At 56.0% G+C, this 19,651-nt stretch carries 15 protein-coding genes; 3 read left to right on the forward strand and 12 right to left on the reverse strand.

Features of this window, described 5'->3' with window-relative positions; genetic code table 11:
• Positions 1–44 precede the first annotated feature (44 nt).
• The 5 genes from secF to queA are packed head-to-tail and all read right to left on the reverse strand — an operon-like array spanning position 45 to position 5,505.
• Positions 45–1,016, reverse strand: a complete 972-nt coding sequence (gene secF / locus JKP81_RS19410) for a protein translocase subunit SecF (protein ID WP_020456742.1) — start codon at positions 1,014–1,016, stop codon at positions 45–47.
• Positions 1,017–1,026: 10 nt separating this feature from the next.
• Positions 1,027–2,874: a protein translocase subunit SecD gene (gene secD / locus JKP81_RS19415; RefSeq protein ID WP_200553003.1), complete on the reverse strand. Its 1,848-nt coding sequence runs from the start codon at positions 2,872–2,874 to the stop codon at positions 1,027–1,029.
• A gap of 27 nt (positions 2,875–2,901) precedes the next feature.
• Positions 2,902–3,234, reverse strand: a complete 333-nt coding sequence (yajC, locus tag JKP81_RS19420; RefSeq protein ID WP_020456740.1) for a preprotein translocase subunit YajC — start codon at positions 3,232–3,234, stop codon at positions 2,902–2,904.
• A gap of 21 nt (positions 3,235–3,255) precedes the next feature.
• Positions 3,256–4,383 carry a tRNA guanosine(34) transglycosylase Tgt gene (gene tgt, locus JKP81_RS19425; protein ID WP_020456739.1) on the reverse strand — a complete coding sequence of 376 codons (1,128 nt, stop codon included), beginning with the start codon at positions 4,381–4,383 and terminating at the stop codon, positions 3,256–3,258.
• Between the two features lie 51 nt (positions 4,384–4,434).
• The gene (gene queA, locus JKP81_RS19430) at positions 4,435–5,505 is read right to left on the reverse strand and encodes a tRNA preQ1(34) S-adenosylmethionine ribosyltransferase-isomerase QueA (protein ID WP_200553004.1); all 1,071 of its coding nucleotides are present in this window, start codon (positions 5,503–5,505) and stop codon (positions 4,435–4,437) included.
• A gap of 92 nt (positions 5,506–5,597) precedes the next feature.
• Between queA and acpH the strand changes: the two genes are divergently transcribed.
• Both acpH and JKP81_RS19440 read left to right on the forward strand, forming a co-directional pair.
• Positions 5,598–6,179, forward strand: coding sequence for an ACP phosphodiesterase (acpH, locus tag JKP81_RS19435; RefSeq protein WP_200553005.1), 582 nt, complete (start codon positions 5,598–5,600; stop codon positions 6,177–6,179).
• A 168-nt stretch (positions 6,180–6,347) separates the two neighbouring features.
• Positions 6,348–6,950 carry a peroxiredoxin C gene (locus tag JKP81_RS19440; protein ID WP_017458841.1) on the forward strand — a complete coding sequence of 201 codons (603 nt, stop codon included), beginning with the start codon at positions 6,348–6,350 and terminating at the stop codon, positions 6,948–6,950.
• A 204-nt stretch (positions 6,951–7,154) separates the two neighbouring features.
• Here the strand turns inward: JKP81_RS19440 and JKP81_RS19445 are convergent, their stop codons facing one another.
• Genes JKP81_RS19445 through malZ form a run of 3 tightly spaced genes read right to left on the reverse strand, consistent with a single transcriptional unit; the run spans position 7,155 to position 13,114 of the window.
• Entirely contained in the window at positions 7,155–8,534 is a 1,380-nt protein-coding gene (locus tag JKP81_RS19445) for a DUF3999 family protein (protein WP_200553006.1), read from the reverse strand.
• Positions 8,531–11,239, reverse strand: a complete 2,709-nt coding sequence (locus JKP81_RS19450) for a DUF2339 domain-containing protein (RefSeq protein WP_200553007.1) — start codon at positions 11,237–11,239, stop codon at positions 8,531–8,533. Before JKP81_RS19450 ends, JKP81_RS19445 begins: the two co-directional genes overlap by 4 nt.
• A gap of 57 nt (positions 11,240–11,296) precedes the next feature.
• Positions 11,297–13,114: a maltodextrin glucosidase gene (malZ, locus tag JKP81_RS19455; protein ID WP_200553008.1), complete on the reverse strand. Its 1,818-nt coding sequence runs from the start codon at positions 13,112–13,114 to the stop codon at positions 11,297–11,299.
• Between the two features lie 231 nt (positions 13,115–13,345).
• On the opposite strand from malZ, the gene JKP81_RS19460 reads away from it, so the two are divergent.
• Positions 13,346–14,287, forward strand: a complete 942-nt coding sequence (locus JKP81_RS19460) for a 2-hydroxyacid dehydrogenase (RefSeq protein ID WP_200553009.1) — start codon at positions 13,346–13,348, stop codon at positions 14,285–14,287.
• A 54-nt stretch (positions 14,288–14,341) separates the two neighbouring features.
• Here the strand turns inward: JKP81_RS19460 and proY are convergent, their stop codons facing one another.
• The 4 genes from proY to phoB all read right to left on the reverse strand — a co-directional run bounded on the left by proY (position 14,342) and on the right by phoB (position 19,513).
• Entirely contained in the window at positions 14,342–15,694 is a 1,353-nt protein-coding gene (gene proY / locus JKP81_RS19465; protein WP_020456732.1) for a proline-specific permease ProY, read from the reverse strand.
• 83 nt (positions 15,695–15,777) lie between these two features.
• Positions 15,778–17,097, reverse strand: a complete 1,320-nt coding sequence (gene brnQ, locus JKP81_RS19470) for a branched-chain amino acid transporter carrier protein BrnQ (protein WP_200553010.1) — start codon at positions 17,095–17,097, stop codon at positions 15,778–15,780.
• A gap of 406 nt (positions 17,098–17,503) precedes the next feature.
• Positions 17,504–18,802, reverse strand: a complete 1,299-nt coding sequence (phoR, locus tag JKP81_RS19475; protein WP_086873223.1) for a phosphate regulon sensor histidine kinase PhoR — start codon at positions 18,800–18,802, stop codon at positions 17,504–17,506.
• Between the two features lie 21 nt (positions 18,803–18,823).
• On the reverse strand, positions 18,824–19,513 hold the full coding sequence (gene phoB, locus JKP81_RS19480) for a phosphate response regulator transcription factor PhoB (RefSeq protein ID WP_007373472.1): 690 nt from the start codon (positions 19,511–19,513) through the stop codon (positions 18,824–18,826).
• Between the last annotated feature and the right edge of the window lie 138 nt (positions 19,514–19,651).

Here is a 19,651-nt window from a genome sequence, read left to right on the forward strand (position 1 = left end):
AAAACCGCAGCACATGGCTGCGGTTTGTTCGGTGCAATGAATGCTTACGGCAGAATAGACGGCTGGTCCGCCCCTTCTTTTTCCACTTTCTGCTGCAGTAAATGCTCGCGCTTCATTCCCATTTTCAGCGCCAGAGCAGACGCGACATAGATAGACGAAGCCGTACCGATGGAAACACCGATAAGCATGGTCAGCGAGAAGCCCTTCAGCATCGCGCCACCAAAGAGATAAAGCATCAAAATCACGACTAACGTCGTACCGGACGTGATTAACGTACGGTGCAATGTTTGCGTCAGAGAGATGTTAAAGATCTCATATGGCGTGCCGCGGCGGATCTTGCGGAAGTTCTCACGAATACGGTCAGATACCACGATACTGTCGTTAAGCGAGTAACCGATTACCGACATCAGCGACGCCACGATGGTCAGGTCGATCTCAATCTGGAACAGCGAGAGTACGCCCATCGTGATGATGACGTCGTGCGCCAGCGCGATAACCACACCAGCCGCCAAACGCCACTCGAAGCGAAAACCGACATAAACCAGAATACTGATCAACGCGACCAGCAGCGCCATCCCACCCGTCTGCGCCAGATCAGCGCCCACGCTCGGACCGACAAACTCAATACGTTTCACGGCTGCATTCTGGCTGGTCGCTTCGTTAATCACGCTAACGACTTTACTTCCCAGCACCTGGCCACCGGTTTCGCCCTGAGCAGGTGGCATACGTACCATGATGTCGCGGCTACTACCGAAGTTTTGCAGCAGCGGCTCCTGGAAGCCCGCTTTCTCCAGCGCGTCACGCATCAAATCCATATCCGCTGGTTTTTCCAGCGAGATTTCGATAACCGTACCACCGGTAAAATCCAGGCCCCAGTTAAAGCCGCGAACACCCATCACAACGATGGAGAGGATCAGCAGCGCGCCGGAAATGATAAAAGCCCAGTTGTCCCAACGCATAAAGTCCCAGACTTTACGGCCGTGGTTCAATTGTTCAACAGTATAATCCTGTGCCACAACGCACTCCTCAGATAGACAGCTTGTTAATGCGTTTGCCGCCGTACAACAGGTTGACGATGGCACGGGTGCCGACAATGGCGGTGAACATAGAGGTCGCCACACCGATACCGGTGGTGATCGCAAACCCTTTAATTGAACCAGTACCTACTGCGTAAAGAATAAGTACTTTGATCAACGTGGTGATGTTCGCATCGAAAATGGACGAAAACGCGCCCTGATAACCTTCGTGAATCGCCTGCTGTACCGAACGGCCGTTGCTCAGCTCTTCTTTAATACGTTCGTTTATCAGAACGTTGGCGTCCACCGCGACCGCAAGGGTAAGCACGATCCCGGCAATCCCCGGCATCGTCAGCGTTGCGCCAGGCAACAGCGACATAATACCGACAATTAACACCAGGTTGGCGACCAGCGCAGACGTGGCGATCAGACCAAACTTCTTATAGAAGAAGATCATGAAGATGATAGAAACCACCAGACCTGCCAGGCACGCTTCCAGACCCTGCGTGATGTTTTGCGAACCAAGCGTCGGGCCAATGGTGCGTTCTTCAACAATCTGAATCGGCGCTATCAGTGCACCAGCGCGCAGCAGCAGCGACAATTGACGCGCTTCGGTCGGGTTACTGATACCGGTAATACGGAAGCTGTTGCCGAGGCGAGACTGGATGTTGGCGATGTTAATCACCTCTTCCTGTTTCACCAGCACCGCACGTCCGTTGGCATCTTTTTTACCGCTGTCTTTGTACTCCACAAACAAGGTCGCCATCGGTTTACCGATATTGTCCTTGGTGAAGTTAGACATGATGTTGCCACCCGCGCTATCGAGTGAAATATTCACCTGCGGTTGGTTGTACTCATCCTGGCTGGAGGTGGAATCGGTGATATGGTCACCGGTCAGGATCACGCGTTTGTACAGCACAACGGGCTGGCCTTCGCGCGTCTGTTTCACTTCGGAGTCACCCGGTACGCGGCCAGCGGCGGCGGCGGAAGCATCCACACTGCTGTTAACGAGGCGGAATTCCAGCGTCGCAGTAGCGCCCAGAATCTCCTTCGCTCGTGCCGTATCCTGAATCCCCGGCAGCTCAACCACGATGCGGTCAGCGCCCTGGCGCTGTACCAGCGGCTCAGCCACGCCCAGTTGGTTTACACGGTTACGCAGGATATTGATGTTCTGCTGAACAGCATATTCGCGGGCTTCGCTCAGACGCGCATCGCTCATCACGGCGCGTAGTACGTTGTCGCCCTGATTGGAGATAACGAGATCGCGGTGGCGGGCTGTCAGGTAAGTGTTCGCCTGATCGCGCGCCGCGCTGTCGCGGAACTGAATGCTCAGGCCATAATTATCTTCCTTACGCACGGTGGTGTAAGGAATGCCTTTGTCGCGCAGATCGCTGCGCAGGCTGTCCATGTTCTGTTCCTGCAGTTTACTGAGCGCCGTTTGCATATCCACTTCCATCAGGAAGTGCACACCGCCGCGCAGATCGAGACCGAGTTTCATCGGTTCGGCTTTAATGGCGGTCAACCAGCGTGGTGTAGCCGGAGCAAGGTTAAGCGCGACAACGTACTGATCGCCTAACGCGCTGACCAGCACTTCGCGGGCGCGCAACTGCGTATCAGTAGAATCGAAGCGAGCAAGAATCGCGCCCTCTTCCAGAGCCACAGACTTCGCGTTGATTTTTTCTTTTTGTAGATCGTTCTGGACCTGGATCAGCGTTTGCTCACTGGCGGCGACACCGCGCGCGCCAGTGATCTGAACAGCCGGATCCTCACCATACAGGTTGGGAAGTGCGTAAAGCAGGCCGACGATAATGACGACGACCAGCATAATGTACTTCCACAAAGGATAACGGTTTAACACGGCAGTTCCCTTTGGGAAAACAATAGATTACAGCGCCTTCATCGTGCCTTTCGGCAGAACGGCAGCTACGAAGTCACGTTTGATTACCACTTCGGTGGTGTCGTTCAGTGCGATAGCAATGTAGCCAGTGTCTGCTACTTTGGTCACGCGGCCAATCAGACCACCGTTGGTCAGCACTTCATCACCTTTAGCGATGGAGTCCATCAGCTTTTTATGCTCTTTCGTGCGTTTTTGCTGCGGGCGCAGGATCATGAAGTAAAAAATCAGACCGAACACCACCAGCATCGGAATCAACGTCCACTGGCTTTGGGCTGCCGGTGCGCCTGCTGCTGCTACCGCATCAGAAATAAAAAAGCTCATTCAAATTCCCTCATTATTAAATTAATCAACGTTCAAAGGTGGTACAGACCGCCCCTGACGCTGGTAAAAATCCGCGACGAAGCTCTCTAATTTACCCTCTTCGATAGCCTTGCGTAAACCAGCCATTAAACGCTGATAATACCGCAGGTTATGAATGGTATTGAGACGCGCGCCCAATATTTCGTTGCAACGGTCGAGATGATGCAAGTAAGCAAGAGAATAATTGCGACAGGTATAGCAATCACACTCGCTATCAAGCGGGCCGGTATCGCTTTTATATTTCGCGTTACGGATTTTCACCACGCCATTGGTCACAAACAGGTGACCGTTACGGGCGTTGCGCGTCGGCATCACGCAGTCAAACATATCAATGCCGCGTCGCACGCCTTCAACCAGATCTTCTGGTTTACCGACGCCCATCAGGTATCGTGGTTTGTCTGCGGGGATTTGCGGGCAGACATGCTCCAGAATACGGTGCATATCTTCTTTCGGTTCGCCCACAGCCAGACCGCCGACAGCGTAGCCATCAAAGCCAATCTCTACCAGACCTTTGACCGAGATATCGCGTAAATCTTCGTAAACGCTGCCCTGAATAATACCGAACAGCGCGTTTTTGTTACCCAGCCCATCAAAACGCTCACGGCTACGTTTCGCCCAGCGCAGTGACATCTCCATGGAGCGTTTTGCGTAATCCCAGTCCGCCGGATACGGCGTACATTCGTCGAAGATCATCACGATATCGGAACCGAGATCGTACTGAATCTCCATCGATTTTTCGGGATCGAGGAAAATAGGATCGCCATTGATCGGGTTACGGAAGTGTACGCCCGCTTCGGTGATCTTGCGGATGTCGCCAAGGCTGAACACCTGGAAACCGCCGGAATCGGTAAGAATTGGGCCTTTCCACTGCATAAAGTCGTGCAGATCGCCGTGCAGCTTCATGATCTCCTGACCCGGACGCAGCCACAGGTGGAAAGTGTTACCGAGGATAATCTGCGCGCCGGTGGCTTCAACTTCTTCCGGCGTCATCCCTTTTACGGTGCCGTAAGTGCCCACAGGCATAAACGCTGGCGTTTCAACCACGCCGCGATCAAACACCAGACGACCGCGGCGGGCGCGTCCGTCAGTGGTATCCAGTTCAAATTTCATTTCTTCTCCAGCCAGAAAGACAGTCTGACGTTTAAAACCAGCGCCGCGGACCTATTCCCCGACGCGTTCAAAAATGGCTTGCGGATTGTACGTGATAAACATCGCATCCCCGTAACTAAAAAAGCGATATTTCTCTGCAACTGCGGCGTGGTACGCATTCATGGTGTGTTGGTACCCGGCGAAGGCTGAAACCAGCATAATCAGCGTCGATTCCGGCAGGTGGAAGTTGGTGACCAGCGCATCAATCACCCGGTATTGATAACCTGGATAAATGAAAATCTGCGTATCGCCGAAAAACGGCTCGATCAGATCTTTTTTTGCTGCCTGCGCGGCGCTTTCCAGCGAACGCACGGACGTGGTTCCCACGGCAACCACCCGGTTGCCACGCGCTTTTGCCGCCAGCACCGCGTCAACAACCTCCTGCGGCACTTCGGCGTATTCAGAATGCATAATGTGATCTTCAATGCTGTCGACGCGCACCGGCTGGAAAGTTCCCGCCCCCACATGCAGCGTCACAAACGCCATTTCGATGCCTTTATTACGCAAACGCTCAAGCAATGGCTCATCAAAATGCAGCCCTGCAGTCGGTGCGGCAACCGCGCCAGGCTTCTGGCTGTACACGGTCTGGTAGAGTTCACGGTCCGCCTCTTCATCAGGGCGGTCAATATAGGGCGGCAGCGGCATATGGCCGATAGCATTGAGGATATCCAGCACCGGACGTTCGTCGTGAAACTCCACTTCGAACAGCGCGTCGTGGCGCGCCACCATTGTCGCCTGGATATCTTCCGCGTCGCCCAGCAGCAGTTCCGCGCCCGGTTTCGGCGCTTTGGATGCGCGAATATGTGCCAGAATACGTTTATCGTCGAGCATGCGTTCGACCAGCACTTCAATCTTGCCGCCGCTGGCTTTACGGCCGAACAGGCGCGCCGGAATTACGCGGGTGTTATTGAACACCAGCAGATCGCCGGGGTTGAGCTTGTCGAGCAAATCGGTGAAAGTACCGTGCGTCAGCGCGCCTGTTGGGCCATCCAGCGACAGTAAGCGGCAACTGCTGCGCTCAGGCTGCGGGTAATGGGCAATCAGGGATTCGGGCAATTCAAAGGAAAAATCGGCAACGCGCATGACACTAACTCGATACATATTTAAGAGGCGGGTAGTCTAGTGCCCACGCCCCTTCGCTGCAACCGTTAGCCGCTTTTGGACAAACAATAAGCATGAATTTTTTAGCACACCTGCACTTAGCCCATCTTGCCGACAGTTCCCTGCCCGGCAACCTGCTGGCGGATTTTGTTCGCGGCAACCCACAAGACCTCTACCCGGTGGAGATCGTTGACGGGATCCAGATGCATCGCCGTATCGACGTCATGACTGACAACCTGCCGGAAGTCAAAACCGCCCGCGAGTGGTTCCGCCCAGAAACCCGGAGGGTCGCACCGATCACGCTGGATGTGATGTGGGATCATTTTCTCTCCCGCCACTGGGCGCAAATCTCACCGGATTTCCCGCTGGATGATTTTGTTCGCTACGCCCGTACGCAGGTGGCGACGATCCTGCCCGACTCTCCGCCGCGATTTGTTAATTTGAATAATTACCTTTGGTCAGAGCGCTGGCTGGAGCGCTACCGCGAGATGACCTTTATCCAGAATGTGCTTAACGGCATGGCGAACCGTCGCCCGCGCCTGGACGCCCTGCGCGACTCCTGGCAGGATCTCGACGCCAACTACGCCGCGCTGGAGTCACAATTCTGGGCGTTCTATCCGCGCATGATGGCGCAGGCTAAAGATCAGCAGCTTTAACGCTTGCACTGTGTGTGCATTACGCTATTTTGGAAAGCGTCATTACAAAAGCAATCGATAGACAAAACCTATACCAGCGATTGTCAGTGGCGCTTTGAGCTGCCCTACCCCTCTCCCTATACTGGCCCGCGTTGCGTTCTATTAACCTTGTAAATTACAGGAGTACATATGGTACTGGTTACTCGTCAGGCACCGGATTTTACTGCCGCAGCCGTTCTGGGCAGCGGTGAAATTGTTGAAAACTTCAACTTCAAACAGCACACCAACGGTAAAGCGACCGTACTGTTTTTCTGGCCGATGGACTTCACCTTCGTTTGCCCGTCTGAACTGATCGCTTTTGACAAACGTTACGAAGAGTTCAAAAGCCGCGGTGTGGAAGTGGTTGGCGTCTCTTTCGACTCCGAGTTTGTTCATAACGCATGGCGTAACACCCCGGTTGAGAAAGGCGGCATCGGCGCGGTGAAATACGCGATGGTCGCTGACATCAAACGTGAAATTCAGCAGGCTTATGGTATCGAGCATCCAGACGCGGGCGTAGCCCTGCGTGGTTCTTTCCTGATCGACAAAAACGGCATCGTGCGCCACCAGGTCGTCAATGACCTGCCGCTGGGCCGTAACATCGATGAAATGCTGCGCATGGTTGACGCGCTGCAGTTCCACGAAGAGCACGGCGAAGTATGCCCGGCACAGTGGGAAAAAGGCAAAGAAGGGATGAACGCCTCTCCTGACGGCGTGGCAAAATACCTGAGCGAAAACGTCTCCAGCCTGTAATTGGCTGCATTGATAAAGGCCCGCACTGCGGGCCTTTTTTATGGATAGCTTAAAACAACGCCCGGTGGGCGTCGTCATCAACAAGTTTGAATCGGCCTCAATGTCTTTGGATTGCAAGCAAACCCGATGGGCCGCGGCTGCTTGTTAAGTTCCGGCACCCCGTTCAGGGGCGAAACCAATACCGCCCGCTTAACAAGCGGATCGTTATTCGCGTGCCTTCACTTCACGCCAGATGCGCAATGCCATCCATACCAGCACCACAACCCCCAACAGTAAGACGCCCCACACCAGCAATGTTTTCCACGTCTGCTGGCGTTCTGCCGGAGATGTCGCCGTTAACCGTTCCTCGCCGCCAAGCGCCACGCGATCCTGCACCTGCACTTCCGGTATCGCCGTAAGATCGAGCTGTTTACGCAGCGCTTCCGGGATCAATCCTTCCATCGTCACCGCAGCAGACGCCGCTGCCCGGTTGCCCCACGCCAGCATAAACGGCCCCTTGCCCTGCGCATTAAAGACCAGCGATTGTCGGTCGCGGCTGCCGGTTACCTGCGGTAATGCTCCGGGTAAACGGGCATCAAGCGTGGTGATGCGCACCGCTTGCACGATATCGCCTGGCAGGCTGAGCGGCGCGGAAACACGTCCATTAAGCGCCCTCAGCACCGTTTTACTTAACGGCTTCCACTCACCGCTGGCACTGCTGCGCCAGTCAATCGCCACCGGCAACACGCCCTCTTCAGTAAGCCTTACCGACAGCGCGCTTAATGGCTGCGGTTGCGCCCATTGATACTGCGCTTCGGTCGGAGACATCCGTTGTTCGTGGCCTGCCATCTCCACCTGTTCCAGCGGTGTTGGCTCACTACCAGGCCGCGCGGTGACCTGCGTAATCGTCACTGGCAGATTCGGGGTATCAAACACCATCAGCAAATAACGTACGCCATCGGCGGGCATCGGTTGGTCGAGGTTAATCTGATCGAGCTTCAGCCGATCGCTGCCGCTCGCCAGCTCCATCACCGGTATGTCTTGCTGCAATGTCGTCCAGTTGCGCATGTCGCCGCTGAAAAAGAGCGTCACTTTGCCACGCCAGTTCTTTACTGGCTCCGACCAGGCCAGCTTCAGTTGCGCGAGATTGAAGTTTTCCGGCGTATTTTCCGGGAACGCCAGTAAATAGCTCTGCCCGACCACTTCGTCAGGCTCGCCTTCAATACGAATATCGACGCCGGACGAGGAGTGCAAACGCACCACATTTTGCCCTTCCGTGCCGGTTTCAACCGGCGACGTATCCAGCGGGAACACGCGCAGCGCAACAGGCTCTGGCGCACGCGCGGTAACACGCTGTGTTTCCAGCGTAAACGGCACTCGCTCGCCATCATGGTTAAACACCCGCACATCGCGCAGATCCGGCCAGGCGCTCTGCGCGTAAGTATCCTGCGGCAGATCGACGCGATACCAGGATGCCGGTTGCGGCAGATCGAGCGTCGCGCCAAACGCGTAATCCTGCGGTGAATCCGGAACAGCTTCACTGCTTATCGCCGCGCCTGCGGTGGTCATCAGTGCGGCCAGTAGTAATCCATGCCACTTTTTCATTGCTCTTCTCCCTTGTCCTCTTCCCGCACGGCCTTTGGCGGCAGGGGTGAAAAATACCCCACAATCAGCACCAGAACCGCCACACCAATAAAGGCAATGGCTCGCGAAAGCCCGCCGCCGCCAGCGCTGTCTACCAGCATTAATTTAAGCAGCACCACGCCCAGCAACACACTGCCGCACATCCACTGCTGGCGCGCATGCTGACGTGTGGCGCGGAGCATCACCACCAGCGCAATCAGCATCCAGAACAGCGCAAAACTGGTCTGAATCAATCGCGACTGCCACAGGCTTTCACTCTCCCAGGCCACGTCGCCGTAATAAGCCAGCAGGCGCAGTAACGCGCCGTTTAGCCACCAGAAACCGAGCGCCGCCAGTACCCACGGGCGCGCACGCCAGAGTTGCGCTGCGATCGTCGGGTAGTGCGCTTCGGCAAAACGGCTGTACAGCCAGACGCCGAGCAGCGCAAACGCCGCGCCCTCTTCCAGCGGGTTAATGACCGGCAGATACGGCATGCCTATCACCACCCCATCGCTCAGATTGGCATACACCAGCAAACACAGCAGCACAGGAACCAGCGGCAATAATCCCAGCGCGCCATACAGCGCAGGCCAGATGCGCCACGGCCAGAACTGGCGGCGAATGGCCGCCAGCGCCAACGCAATCAGCACACCACCCGCCACCATGGGCAGCCCGAGCCGCCAGGGTTCATTCCCCCACGCCAGCCCATCGACGAACCACCACAGCTCAGTGCCTGCCGCCAGCAGCAACATCCACAACAACGAAATATGCAAACCTTGCGACATCCACACGGCTATCGTCTCTTTCTCGCGGTAAAGCAGCAGGAATGCGGCAGGCAGCGCGACACACCAGGCCAGATTTGGCCAACCTGCCGCCAGCAGATGCCCCTCGGTCATAATCTGCCAGCCCAGCATCACTGCCATTCCCGGCCATAACAGCCAGCGGGCGTAGCCCAGTTCCGGCCACGACCAGCGCAGGCTGCCCGCCCGCCATAACCATACGGAAAGCGCCAGCAACGCCAGCACGCTGAACCCGTTATCAATGTAGGCTGGCAGCGCAGCCTGAGACGCGCCGCCGAGCGCAACCAGCCAAAACGCGATGCCGCCCACCAGCAATAGCCAGCTTCCCTCTTGCCGCAAACCACGCCACAGCCAGGAGGCCGCCAGCCAGCACGCGCTGAGCACGGCAAAGATCAGCAATGTCGACACGGCATTGATGCTGTCCGCCACCGCCCACAGCGCGCTGCACAACGCCAGGAGAAGTAATGCGCTGCCGCTGTAGCTCATGCGGCGCAGATTTTGCTGCACGCCGAGCCACAAAATGCCCAGCCCTTCCAGCGCCCAGGCCATCGCCGTCCAGCGCGCCGACAGCGCCAGCGGAATGGCGAGCGTGGCAAACGCGCCGCCGAGCGCCAGCGCTGCCAGCACCAGCGGTTTTGCGGTCGCAGGGAACCGTTTGAGCGCCAGCATCGCCAGCGCCAAATAGAAGAGACCAAAGCCCAGCGCGCTAAATGCCGGGCCATAATGCCAGTGTTGCGTGATGGCATACTGCATACCAAAGCCCGCCAGCGGCGGCGCAAAGAGTAAAACACCATCAATAATGCGCTCACCCCGGCGCTGCGCGCGCAGTGAAAGCGCCACACTGAGTACACCGAAGATGAGAATGTTAGCCATCAGGAACAACTGGCAGCTGAGATAAAATTCCGGGCGATAGTTATCCATGCCCCACACCCCGGCAACGCCGAAAGTGAAGACCATGCCGAGCAGGTTCAATTCGCGCCAGTGCTGCCAGATACTGATGGCGAGGATCCCCACCGAAAGCAGCAGGTAAAATGAGAACAGCGCAATATGGCTGCCGCCGCCGGTAGAGAGCAGGATCGGCGCGAGGTAGCCGCCAAGGCTTGCCAGCAACGCCAGGCTCAGCGCTTTTTGCAGCACCGCCAGGCCAACGCTCGCCGCACAGATAACAATTAACAGCACAAAGGCCAGCGTCATCGGCAGCATCTGCCATAAGCGAAACGCGCCAAAAACGGTGAGATAGAGCGCGCCAACCGCGCCGCCTTGCAGTATCAGCGCAAAGACCGCCTGTTTATGTCGCAATCGCCAGCCCAGCCCAAGCAACACAATCGCCACCAGCGCGACGGCGGCCAGCCGCAGTTCCAGCGGGAACAACGCATATTCCACGGTGTAGCGCAGCAGGAAAGAGAGGCCGATAAACAGCAGGATAACGCCCAGTTTTGCCAGCGGGTTGCCCTGCATAAACCAGCGCACCAGCGACGTCACCATTCCCCACGATGCGGTTTCCGGCGTTTTTGTCGTTACGGCAGGTTCGTCAATAGCAGGTGCGGACATAACCGGTGCAGGTGTTTCAGCTTTACGTCCCCACGGGTTTTCCGCCGCCACAGGCGATTCGGCTTTTCGCCCCCACGGGTTTTCCACCGGCGCGGCAGGTTGAGGAATTTCAACAGGTTCGGTGGAATGCGCAATTTCAGCCGCCGCCACCGGTGTTGGTTCGCGGCTTTCCGGCGTCGCCGAAAACTGCCGTTCCAGTATGCTCAGCCGCTGACGCAGTTGTTGCAGTTCATTCTGGGTGGCAATGCTGCGCCGCCAGGCGGTGATGGCCACAATGGGCACCACCACCAGTGCCAGAAACATCACCACCACGCCAAAGAGTAAAAGACCATCCATGTACTATCGCCTTCGCTAAAGGGGAGACGTAATGCCCGCCCCTTTTCGCGTGGCGATTCAGGCGGCGGACCAGACAGATGCGCTAATGGCTGAAAGCGTCAGCACATCATCCTGTAGCGTACCTGTACCTTCCTGAAGCCGCCAGCTTTTCCCCCGTAACAGTGGTGAATCCTCCAGCACAACTTCACAGGCTTCGCCGCGGTTAATGGCGACTAAAACCCGTTGTTGACGGTAAACACGCAAAAATACCAGCACATTGTCGTGCGCATAAATCACCAGACAGCCGCCGTAGCGCAACGCTTGCGAACGGGAACGCAACTTCGCCATGCGCTGATAAAGCGCCAGCAGTTTGCCATCCTGGCGCTTTTTGTCCCACGGGAACGGCTTGCGGCAAAACGGATCGTTAGCGCCATCCAGCCCCACTTCGTCGCCGTAATAAATGCACGGCGTGCCCGGCCAGCTAAACAGCCAGACCACCGCCAACGGTAAGCGCGCAATGTCGTTGCCGAGCACGGTCTTAAAGCGCGGCGTATCGTGACTGTCGAGCTGGTTAAACATGCGTAATTGCTGCTGATGCGACAGCCCGGCGCGGTAGTTATCCATCCATGCCGCGCAGGTTTGCGCATCGATTTTTTGCGGATCATAAGAGAGATCGGTCTTCGCCAGAAAAGCCCACACCGGCAGGGTAAAACCGCGATAGTTCATGGCCGCGTCTTCAGCATCCGCTTGCAACCACTGGCGCGCATCACCAAAATGTTCGCCAAAGACATACGCCTGCGGCTGAGTCTCTTTCGCCGCCTGCGTAATACCCGTGACATGGCGCAAATTGTTACGCGCCCCGCCATCTTCACCCAGCATATGCACCACATCCAGCCGCCAGCCATCCATCTGCCACGGCGCTTTCAGCCAGTGACGCACCACGCTATCTTCACCCTGATAAATTTCATCAACTAATGCGGGCGACTGATAATCGAGTTTCGGCAGGCTCGCATAGCCCAGCCAGTCGCGGGCGTGGCCATTCTCATCAAAACTGAACCAGTTACGCCAGCGTGAGTCCGGGTTGTGACACGCACCACCCGTTGCGCGGTTATGCCGGTCGAACCAGGCGTGGGAATCGCCGGTATGATTAAAGACGCCATCCAGAATCAGCTTCATGCCCGCGTCAAGCGTGTTGTGCCGCAGGCGCAGCAACGCCTCATCGCCGCCGAACTGCGGGTCAACATGGCGATAATCTTCGGTGTCATATTTATGTACGCTGGGGGCGACAAATACCGGGTTAAGGTACAGCGCGGTGACGCCGAGCTTTTTCAGATACGGCAGTTTCTCGCTAATACCGTCAAGATCGCCACCATAAAAGGTCGAACCACCCGCTTCGCCAGTCAGCGGATCGTCCCATTCACGCCTGATGATCGGCTGCCCGGCCGCATGGTGATGATAGATTTTGTCTTGATCTTCGCCGCGCGGCAGGCTGCGGGCAAAACGATCCGGGAAAATCTGGTAGAACACCTGGTCCGCCACCCAGTGCGGCCCGCTGTCCGGCGCATCGATAGCGAACTGCTCAAGCCGCGCGGGCGGAAAGTGGCTAAAGCCCTGCGGGGTAAACCAGAGCTGGCGGGTTTCCCACAGCAGCTTAAAGCTATAGCGACGACGCGGCTGCCCGTTCGCCACATCGATCGCCGCCCGCCAGACAGTCACTCCATCGGCTGTTGGTTTGCGCGCGCGATGCATCACTACCGGCGTCTCTTCGTTATCGATTTCCGTCCGCAGCGTCACCCGCTCCGGCAGCGAGGTTCCGGTTAGCCAAAGGCTAATAACTAATTGATCCTGATTCTGTTTCACAAACGGCGCGACGGGCAAATGCCATGCATTCAACATCAAAAATCCCCTTTGCTCAAAATGACGCCACTCTTCCATAGCGATTCTCAGCCTGCCTCCTTCTTTCCGCTTTTTTCCGGGGGTGAGAGGGAGGGCGCAGATGTGATCTGGCGAGATATTCACCAGGCATTTGTGTGAGTTTTTCCGCGCCCGCTTCGTGCTGATGCCCGAAGCCGCAGGCAGACGTGCTTTTTATACTGATAAAAACTATAGATGAATAAAGGGCTTAGTATGAGCAGCAAACCCGAGATCCTTGTCATTAGCGAAATTCCGCAGGCGATGATCGACACCCTCGAACGCCATTTCGTGGTGCATCGTTACTGGCAGACCGATGCACAGGCCCTGTTGCGCGAACGCGCGCCTACCATCCGTGGCGCCCTGACACGCGCCGCGAAAGGTATCAGTAACGCGCTGATAGAGCAGCTTCCGGCGCTGGAAGTGATCAGCGGTTTCGGCGTCGGCGTGGATGCCACCGATCTCAATGTCTGTCGCCAGCGCGGAATAAAAGTCAGCAACACGCCGAACGTGCTTAACGAATGCGTAGCCGATACCGGGCTGGCGTTAATGCTGGCCGTCACGCGGAAAATTTGCGAGGCCGATCGGTTTGCCCGCGCCGGCGAATGGGAACATCGCGCCTTCCCCGGCGCATGGAAGATGAGCGGCAAGCGCTGCGGCATTGTCGGCATGGGCAATATTGGTCATGACATCGCCCAACGCGCGGCGGCCTTCAATATGCCGATTCATTATTTCAGCCCACGGGAAGCGCGCAACAGTCACTGGCAACGCCATGACTCGCTTATCAAGCTTGCGAATGCGGTCGATTTTCTGGTGCTCACCTTGCCAGGCGGTGCGAAAACGCAGCACATTATCAACCGTGACGTGCTGGACGCGCTGGGACCGGAGGGCATTCTGATCAATATTGCGCGCGGCAGCGTGGTTGATACGGAGGCGTTAATCGCTGTGCTTCAGGAAGGGAAATTACGCGGCGCCGGACTGGATGTATTTGAAGAGGAACCGCATATTCCGCCAGCGCTGTGCAGCCTGCAAAACGTGGTGTTATTGCCGCATATCGCCAGTAATACCGCCGAAACGCGCCAGGCGATGGCGGATCTAACCATCAATAATCTGCTGAGCTACTTTACACAAGGGAAACTGCTGACACCGGTGGTATAAGCCGGTAAAGAGGGGAAAATGCCGGACAAGCCTGACGCTTATCCGGCACAGTTATCAGGCTTTGCGGCGTTTAAACATCCAGCCAATCAGCAGCAGCACGATCCAAGCGAAGCCGACATACAGAGAGATGCGGGTGTCCGGGTGCCAGCCAATCAGCGCAATAATAAACACGAGGAAAATCAGCCCGGCAACGGTAGTGGCTACCCCGCCTGGGACTTTGAATTTCAGCGCTTTCACTTCATCAGCAGAGAGACGGCGGCGGAAACCAATCTGCGAGAGCAGGATCATGATCCACACCCACACCGTAGCGAAGGTCGCCAGCGAAGCAATCACCAGGAAGACATTTTCCGGCATGATGTAGTTCAGATAGACCGCCAGCAGCAGCGCGACCGTCATCACCATCACCGTGACCCACGGAATACCGCGACGCGACGTTTTGGCGAACATCTTCGGTGCGCTTCCCTGCTCGGCCATACCGTGCAGCATTCGCCCGACACCAAACACATCGCTGTTGATGGCAGAAAGCGAGGCGGTCAACACGACAAAGTTAAGAATGCTGGCGGCAAAGGTGATACCCATATGCTGGAAGGTCAGCACAAACGGGCTGCCGTCTGTTCCTACCTGGTTCCAAGGGTAAATGGACATAATCACGAACAGCGTCCCGACGTAAAATACCAGTATGCGCAGCGGCACGGAATTAATAGCGCGCGGGATGGACTTTTCCGGGTCTTTCGCTTCACCGGCGGTAATACCGATGATTTCAATACCGCCATAGGCAAACATCACCATTTGCAGCGCCATCACCGTGCCAAGCCAGCCATTGCTGAAGAAGCCGCCGTGGCTCCACAAGTTGCTGATGCCGGTCGGCTCACCACCGTTGCCAATCCCCCAGATGATGATGCCGAACCCGGCGACAATCATGATGATGATCGTGGCGACTTTAAAGAACGAGAACCAGAACTCCAGTTCGCCGAACACCTTCACGCTCATCAGGTTAATGGCGCAGATAATCAGCACCACGCTCAACACCCAAATCCAGTGCGGCACCGTCGGGAACCAGACGCCCATATAGATGCCGAAAGCGGTCACATCGGCAATGGCGACAATCAGGATTTCAAAACAGTACGTCCAGCCGGTGATATAACCGGCCAGCGGGCCGAGATTTTCCTGCGCATAGCGGGAGAAGGAGCTGGCGGAAGGGTTATGCACGGACATTTCGCCCAGCGCACGCATAATGATATACGCGGCGACACCGCCAATAATGTAAGCCAGCAGCACACTTGGCCCGGCCATTTTGATGGCGTCTGCGGAGCCGTAAAACAGCCCGGTGCCAATCGCTGAACCCAGCGCCATAAAGCGAATGTGGCGGGTGCTTAGCCCACGCTTCAGCTTATTAGTACTTTCCATCGTTTCCACTGCCATTATTCAACACAAAAATAAAAAACCACGGAGCGCGTACCCCGTGGTTAAACAAACCGTGTTTGCTGCTGTTAATGCGCGCTGGAAGTCACTTGCCGTCCTGCGGCGCGATCCCAGATTGCGGCCAGAATCACCATCACCAGACTTGGCATCAACCAGGCCAGCCCCTGCTCCGCCAGCGGCAAGCGCTGTGTCCAGGCAGGAAGGTGTTCAGCAAACGCGGAGGCTTTCACGCCGTCAAGGATACCAAAAAGCAGGCTGATAAACATGGCCGGTGCGATAACGCGTGTTGAACTGTTCCAGAAGGAGCGCGTAAAACTCAGCACCACCAGTACGATACAGGGCGGGTAGATCATCGTCAGCACCGGAATCGAAATCTGAATCAGGTGGCTCAACCCGAGGTTGGACACCGCCATCGAGAAGATACCCAGAATAAACACCAGCGCACGGTAAGAGAGCGGCAGATACTGCGCGAAAAACTCAGCACAGGCGCAGGTCAGGCCAACTGCTGTCACCAGGCAAGCGATGAAAATCAGCGCCGCCAGCAGGAAGCTGCCCGCACCGCCGAAAGTGTGCTGAACGTAAGCATGCAGAATGGCGGCACCGTTGGCAGACTGTTCAACCAGCGAAGAGCTGTCTGAACCCAGGCGGAACAGCGCCAGATAAAGCAGCGTCAGACCCACGCCCGCCATCAGGCCAGCCCAAACGGTGTAACGGGTCAGCAGGCGCGCTTCGGTCACGCCGCGCGAACGCGCCGCGTTGACAATCACAATACCAAAGACCATCGCGCCCAGCGTATCCATCGTCAGGTAGCCGTTGACGAAACCGTTGGAGAAAGAGGCGTTCTGGTAGGCGTCCAGCGCGTGGCTGATGGAACCCGCCGGCCAGACAATCGCGGCGATCGAGAGGATAGTCAGCGCGATGATTTTCAACGGAGCAAGGAAATTACCCACAGTATCAAGCAGTTTGCCCGGATAGAGCGATACCAGGATCACCAGCGCGAAATACACCACGCTGTAAATCAGCAGCGGCATCGCGCCTTCGCCGGTCAACGGTGCAATCCCGACTTCAAACGATACGGTTGCCGTACGCGGCGTTGCAAACAGCGGCCCAACCGCCAGGTAGCAAACCGTCGCCAGCAGAACACCCGCCACTTTCCCAATCGGTGTGCTCAGGCTATCGACGCCACCGCCGACTTTCGCCAGCGCAACAACGGTGAGCACCGGCAAACCCACAGCGGTAATCAGAAAGCCAAACGCCGCCGTCCAGACGTGTTCACCCGCCTGTAAGCCGACCATCGGAGGAAAAATGATGTTACCTGCGCCGACGAAGAGGGCAAAGGTCATAAAGCCCAGAGCAACAATGTCTCGTGGTTTTAAGTGATGGGTCATAAGTTTTACTGCCTGTGGATGTGGTGTCGTAAAGTGATGAATTATTGGCCTTTCCCGACCGAACAATAAAACGCCAATTGCGTGAAAAATCAGCGGGAAATGCTTTATGTACAACGTGGCGAAGAATAGTTTTTCGATTTACCACGTAAACACAGTCGGTCTGACAATGTATGGGGCGCAATTTAAACGCTTATAACGTTTAAAGGCAAGGTGGGATTGCAAAACCAGATGGTTATGCTGCATTGTAAAAAACAAGCAGTCAAATACTCTATTTATAAGAAAAACACATGGCTGATCATGCGAACAAAAAAGCAGCAGACGTACAAAATACGTTTCAGCGGTGGTAGACGGTGCGGGAAAGCGGCCTGTCTTCACAGGCCGCTGGAAAGATATGCTGACAGAGCCTTCAGGAAGCGGCTTTTTTGGCAACCAGACGTTCCGGCAGGACAAAGCTAAAGCGGGTGCCCTTGCCCGGTTCGCTGACAATATCAAGGCGGCTTTCGTGGTGATTCACCGCGTGTTTGACAATCGCCAACCCAAGACCGCTGCCGCCGGTTTGCCGTGAGCGGGCTTTATCCACCCGGTAGAAACGTTCGGTCAGGCGCGGAATATGTTCTGCGGCAATGCCCGGTCCGTTATCTTCCACGCTAAATTCCGCGCCCTGCGGTACATGCTGCCAGCGCACAATAACGTGCGTGCCTGCTGGCGTGTGGTTGACGGCGTTATAGACCAGATTCGAGATTGCGCTACGCAGTTGCTCCTCATTACCGAGCACTTTGAGCGTGTTATCCACTTCAAAACTGAAAGTGTGCTTTTGCTGACTGAGGGTTTGCGCTTCCCGTTCGACAACCCGCAACATCATCGGCACATCAATGGTTTCGTTAGGCGGTAGCGTCGGCGCAGCTTCAATTTTCGACAGCGTGAGTAACTGGCGCACCAACCCTTCCATCCGCGACGTTTGTTCACGCATAGTGTGCAGCGCTTTTTCGCGCGGTGCCCCTTCCAGCGTTTGCTCCTGCATCATTTCCAGGTAGCCCTGCAACACCGTTAACGGCGTGCGCAGTTCATGGCTGACGTTGGCAAAAAAGTTACGCCGCGCGCCTTCCAGCTGGTGCATTTGCGTCACATCGCGCGCCACCATCAGCAGTTGTTGCTCGCTGTAGGGCATGACGCGGATCTCAAGATGCCGCCCATTATTGAGCACCAGATGCAGAGGTCGGCCAAACTCCTGATTCCTGATGTATTTCGTAAATTCGGGGTAGCGCAGCAAGTTAAGGATATTCTGGCCATTATCGTCCGGCCAGCGCAGCCCCAGCATCTGCTGTGCAAGACCGTTACACCAGAAAATCGCCCCCTCTTCGGTGGTGAGGATCACCGCATCCGGCAGCGATTCCGCACCGCTGCGAAAGCGTTTGATCAAATTTCCGAGTTCACGGCGGCGCTTTTTATTACGCATCTGCATCTGGTGTAGCCCGTAAAGTAGCGGCTCCCAGCTTCCCGTTCCCGGCGGCGGGGTCATGCTTTTATCAACCCACAACCACCAGGAAAGACGCAGTAAATTCCAGAAATGCCAGATCAGCAAGCCGGTTACCGCGGCGAACAAAAACCAGGGCAGGTAACCGAAAATCGCGCCGAGAATAAAGGCGGGGATACAACAAAGGAGGAGCTCCAGCACCAGCCTTTTCCATGACAGCCGTTCCAGCACGCGTCACACTCCTGTCAAATTTCAGAAACGGGTCGAAAAACGATATCCCGTGCCGCGCACTGTTTGCACCATACGATCGTGGCCGCTGTGTTCCAGCGCTTTGCGCAGACGGCGAATATGCACGTCCACGGTTCTGTCTTCAACGTAAACGTTGGTTCCCCATACGTGGTTCAGCAGCTGTTCGCGGCTATAAACCCGTTCCGGGTGAGTCATAAAGAAGTGTAAGAGTTTAAACTCTGTCGGTCCCATATCCAGCGGATTTTCACCGGTCATCACGCGGTGTGAGGAAGGATCGAGGCTCAGCCCCTGCATTTCAATCACCTCTTCCACCGCCATCGGTGAAATACGGCGCATCACGGCTTTAATGCGCGCGACCAGCTCTTTCGGAGAAAATGGCTTGGTAATGTAATCGTCCGCACCCGTTTCCAGACCGCGAACGCGATCCTCTTCCTCCCCGCGCGCGGTCAGCATCATCACCGGAATATCACGGGTCATCGCTTCGCGTTTAAGATGTTTAATAAACTGAATGCCAGAACCGCCAGGCAACATCCAGTCCAGTAACACCAGGTCGGGCCAGGGTTCGTTAAGTTGGTTCACCGCGCTGTCATAATCTTCAGCTTCCACCGGTTGAAAACCATTTTGCTCGAGCACGAAGCACACCATTTCACGGATCGGTGCTTCATCTTCTACGACCAGAATTCGTCTCGCCATAATTCGCCCTGTTTTAATTAAGTCGTCAGTATATGTAGCGGCGCCATTATGCGTCAGTTTTATGACAGATTTATGAATAAGATGACCGCTATATGACCCGCGCGGTGGCCGTGTGACAACGCAAATTTGCGTTCGGTT

The organism is Kosakonia sp. LAM2021, from assembly GCF_016620385.1.
GTDB lineage: Bacteria > Pseudomonadota > Gammaproteobacteria > Enterobacterales > Enterobacteriaceae > Kosakonia > Kosakonia sacchari.

Excerpts from the sequence above, each read along its gene's own strand:
- yajC (WP_020456740.1), bottom strand. The coding sequence starts at position 3,234 with ATGAGCTTTTTTATTTCTGATGCGGTAGCAGCAGCAGGCGCACCGGCA.
- tgt (WP_020456739.1), bottom strand. The coding sequence starts at position 4,383 with ATGAAATTTGAACTGGATACCACTGACGGACGCGCCCGCCGCGGTCGT.
- queA (WP_200553004.1), bottom strand. The coding sequence starts at position 5,505 with ATGCGCGTTGCCGATTTTTCCTTTGAATTGCCCGAATCCCTGATTGCC.
- acpH (WP_200553005.1), top strand. The coding sequence starts at position 5,598 with ATGAATTTTTTAGCACACCTGCACTTAGCCCATCTTGCCGACAGTTCC.
- JKP81_RS19440 (WP_017458841.1), top strand. The coding sequence starts at position 6,348 with ATGGTACTGGTTACTCGTCAGGCACCGGATTTTACTGCCGCAGCCGTT.
- JKP81_RS19445 (WP_200553006.1), bottom strand. The coding sequence starts at position 8,534 with ATGAAAAAGTGGCATGGATTACTACTGGCCGCACTGATGACCACCGCA.
- JKP81_RS19450 (WP_200553007.1), bottom strand. The coding sequence starts at position 11,239 with ATGGATGGTCTTTTACTCTTTGGCGTGGTGGTGATGTTTCTGGCACTG.
- malZ (WP_200553008.1), bottom strand. The coding sequence starts at position 13,114 with ATGTTGAATGCATGGCATTTGCCCGTCGCGCCGTTTGTGAAACAGAAT.
- JKP81_RS19460 (WP_200553009.1), top strand. The coding sequence starts at position 13,346 with ATGAGCAGCAAACCCGAGATCCTTGTCATTAGCGAAATTCCGCAGGCG.
- proY (WP_020456732.1), bottom strand. The coding sequence starts at position 15,694 with ATGGAAAGTACTAATAAGCTGAAGCGTGGGCTAAGCACCCGCCACATT.
- brnQ (WP_200553010.1), bottom strand. The coding sequence starts at position 17,097 with ATGACCCATCACTTAAAACCACGAGACATTGTTGCTCTGGGCTTTATG.
- phoB (WP_007373472.1), bottom strand. The coding sequence starts at position 19,513 with ATGGCGAGACGAATTCTGGTCGTAGAAGATGAAGCACCGATCCGTGAA.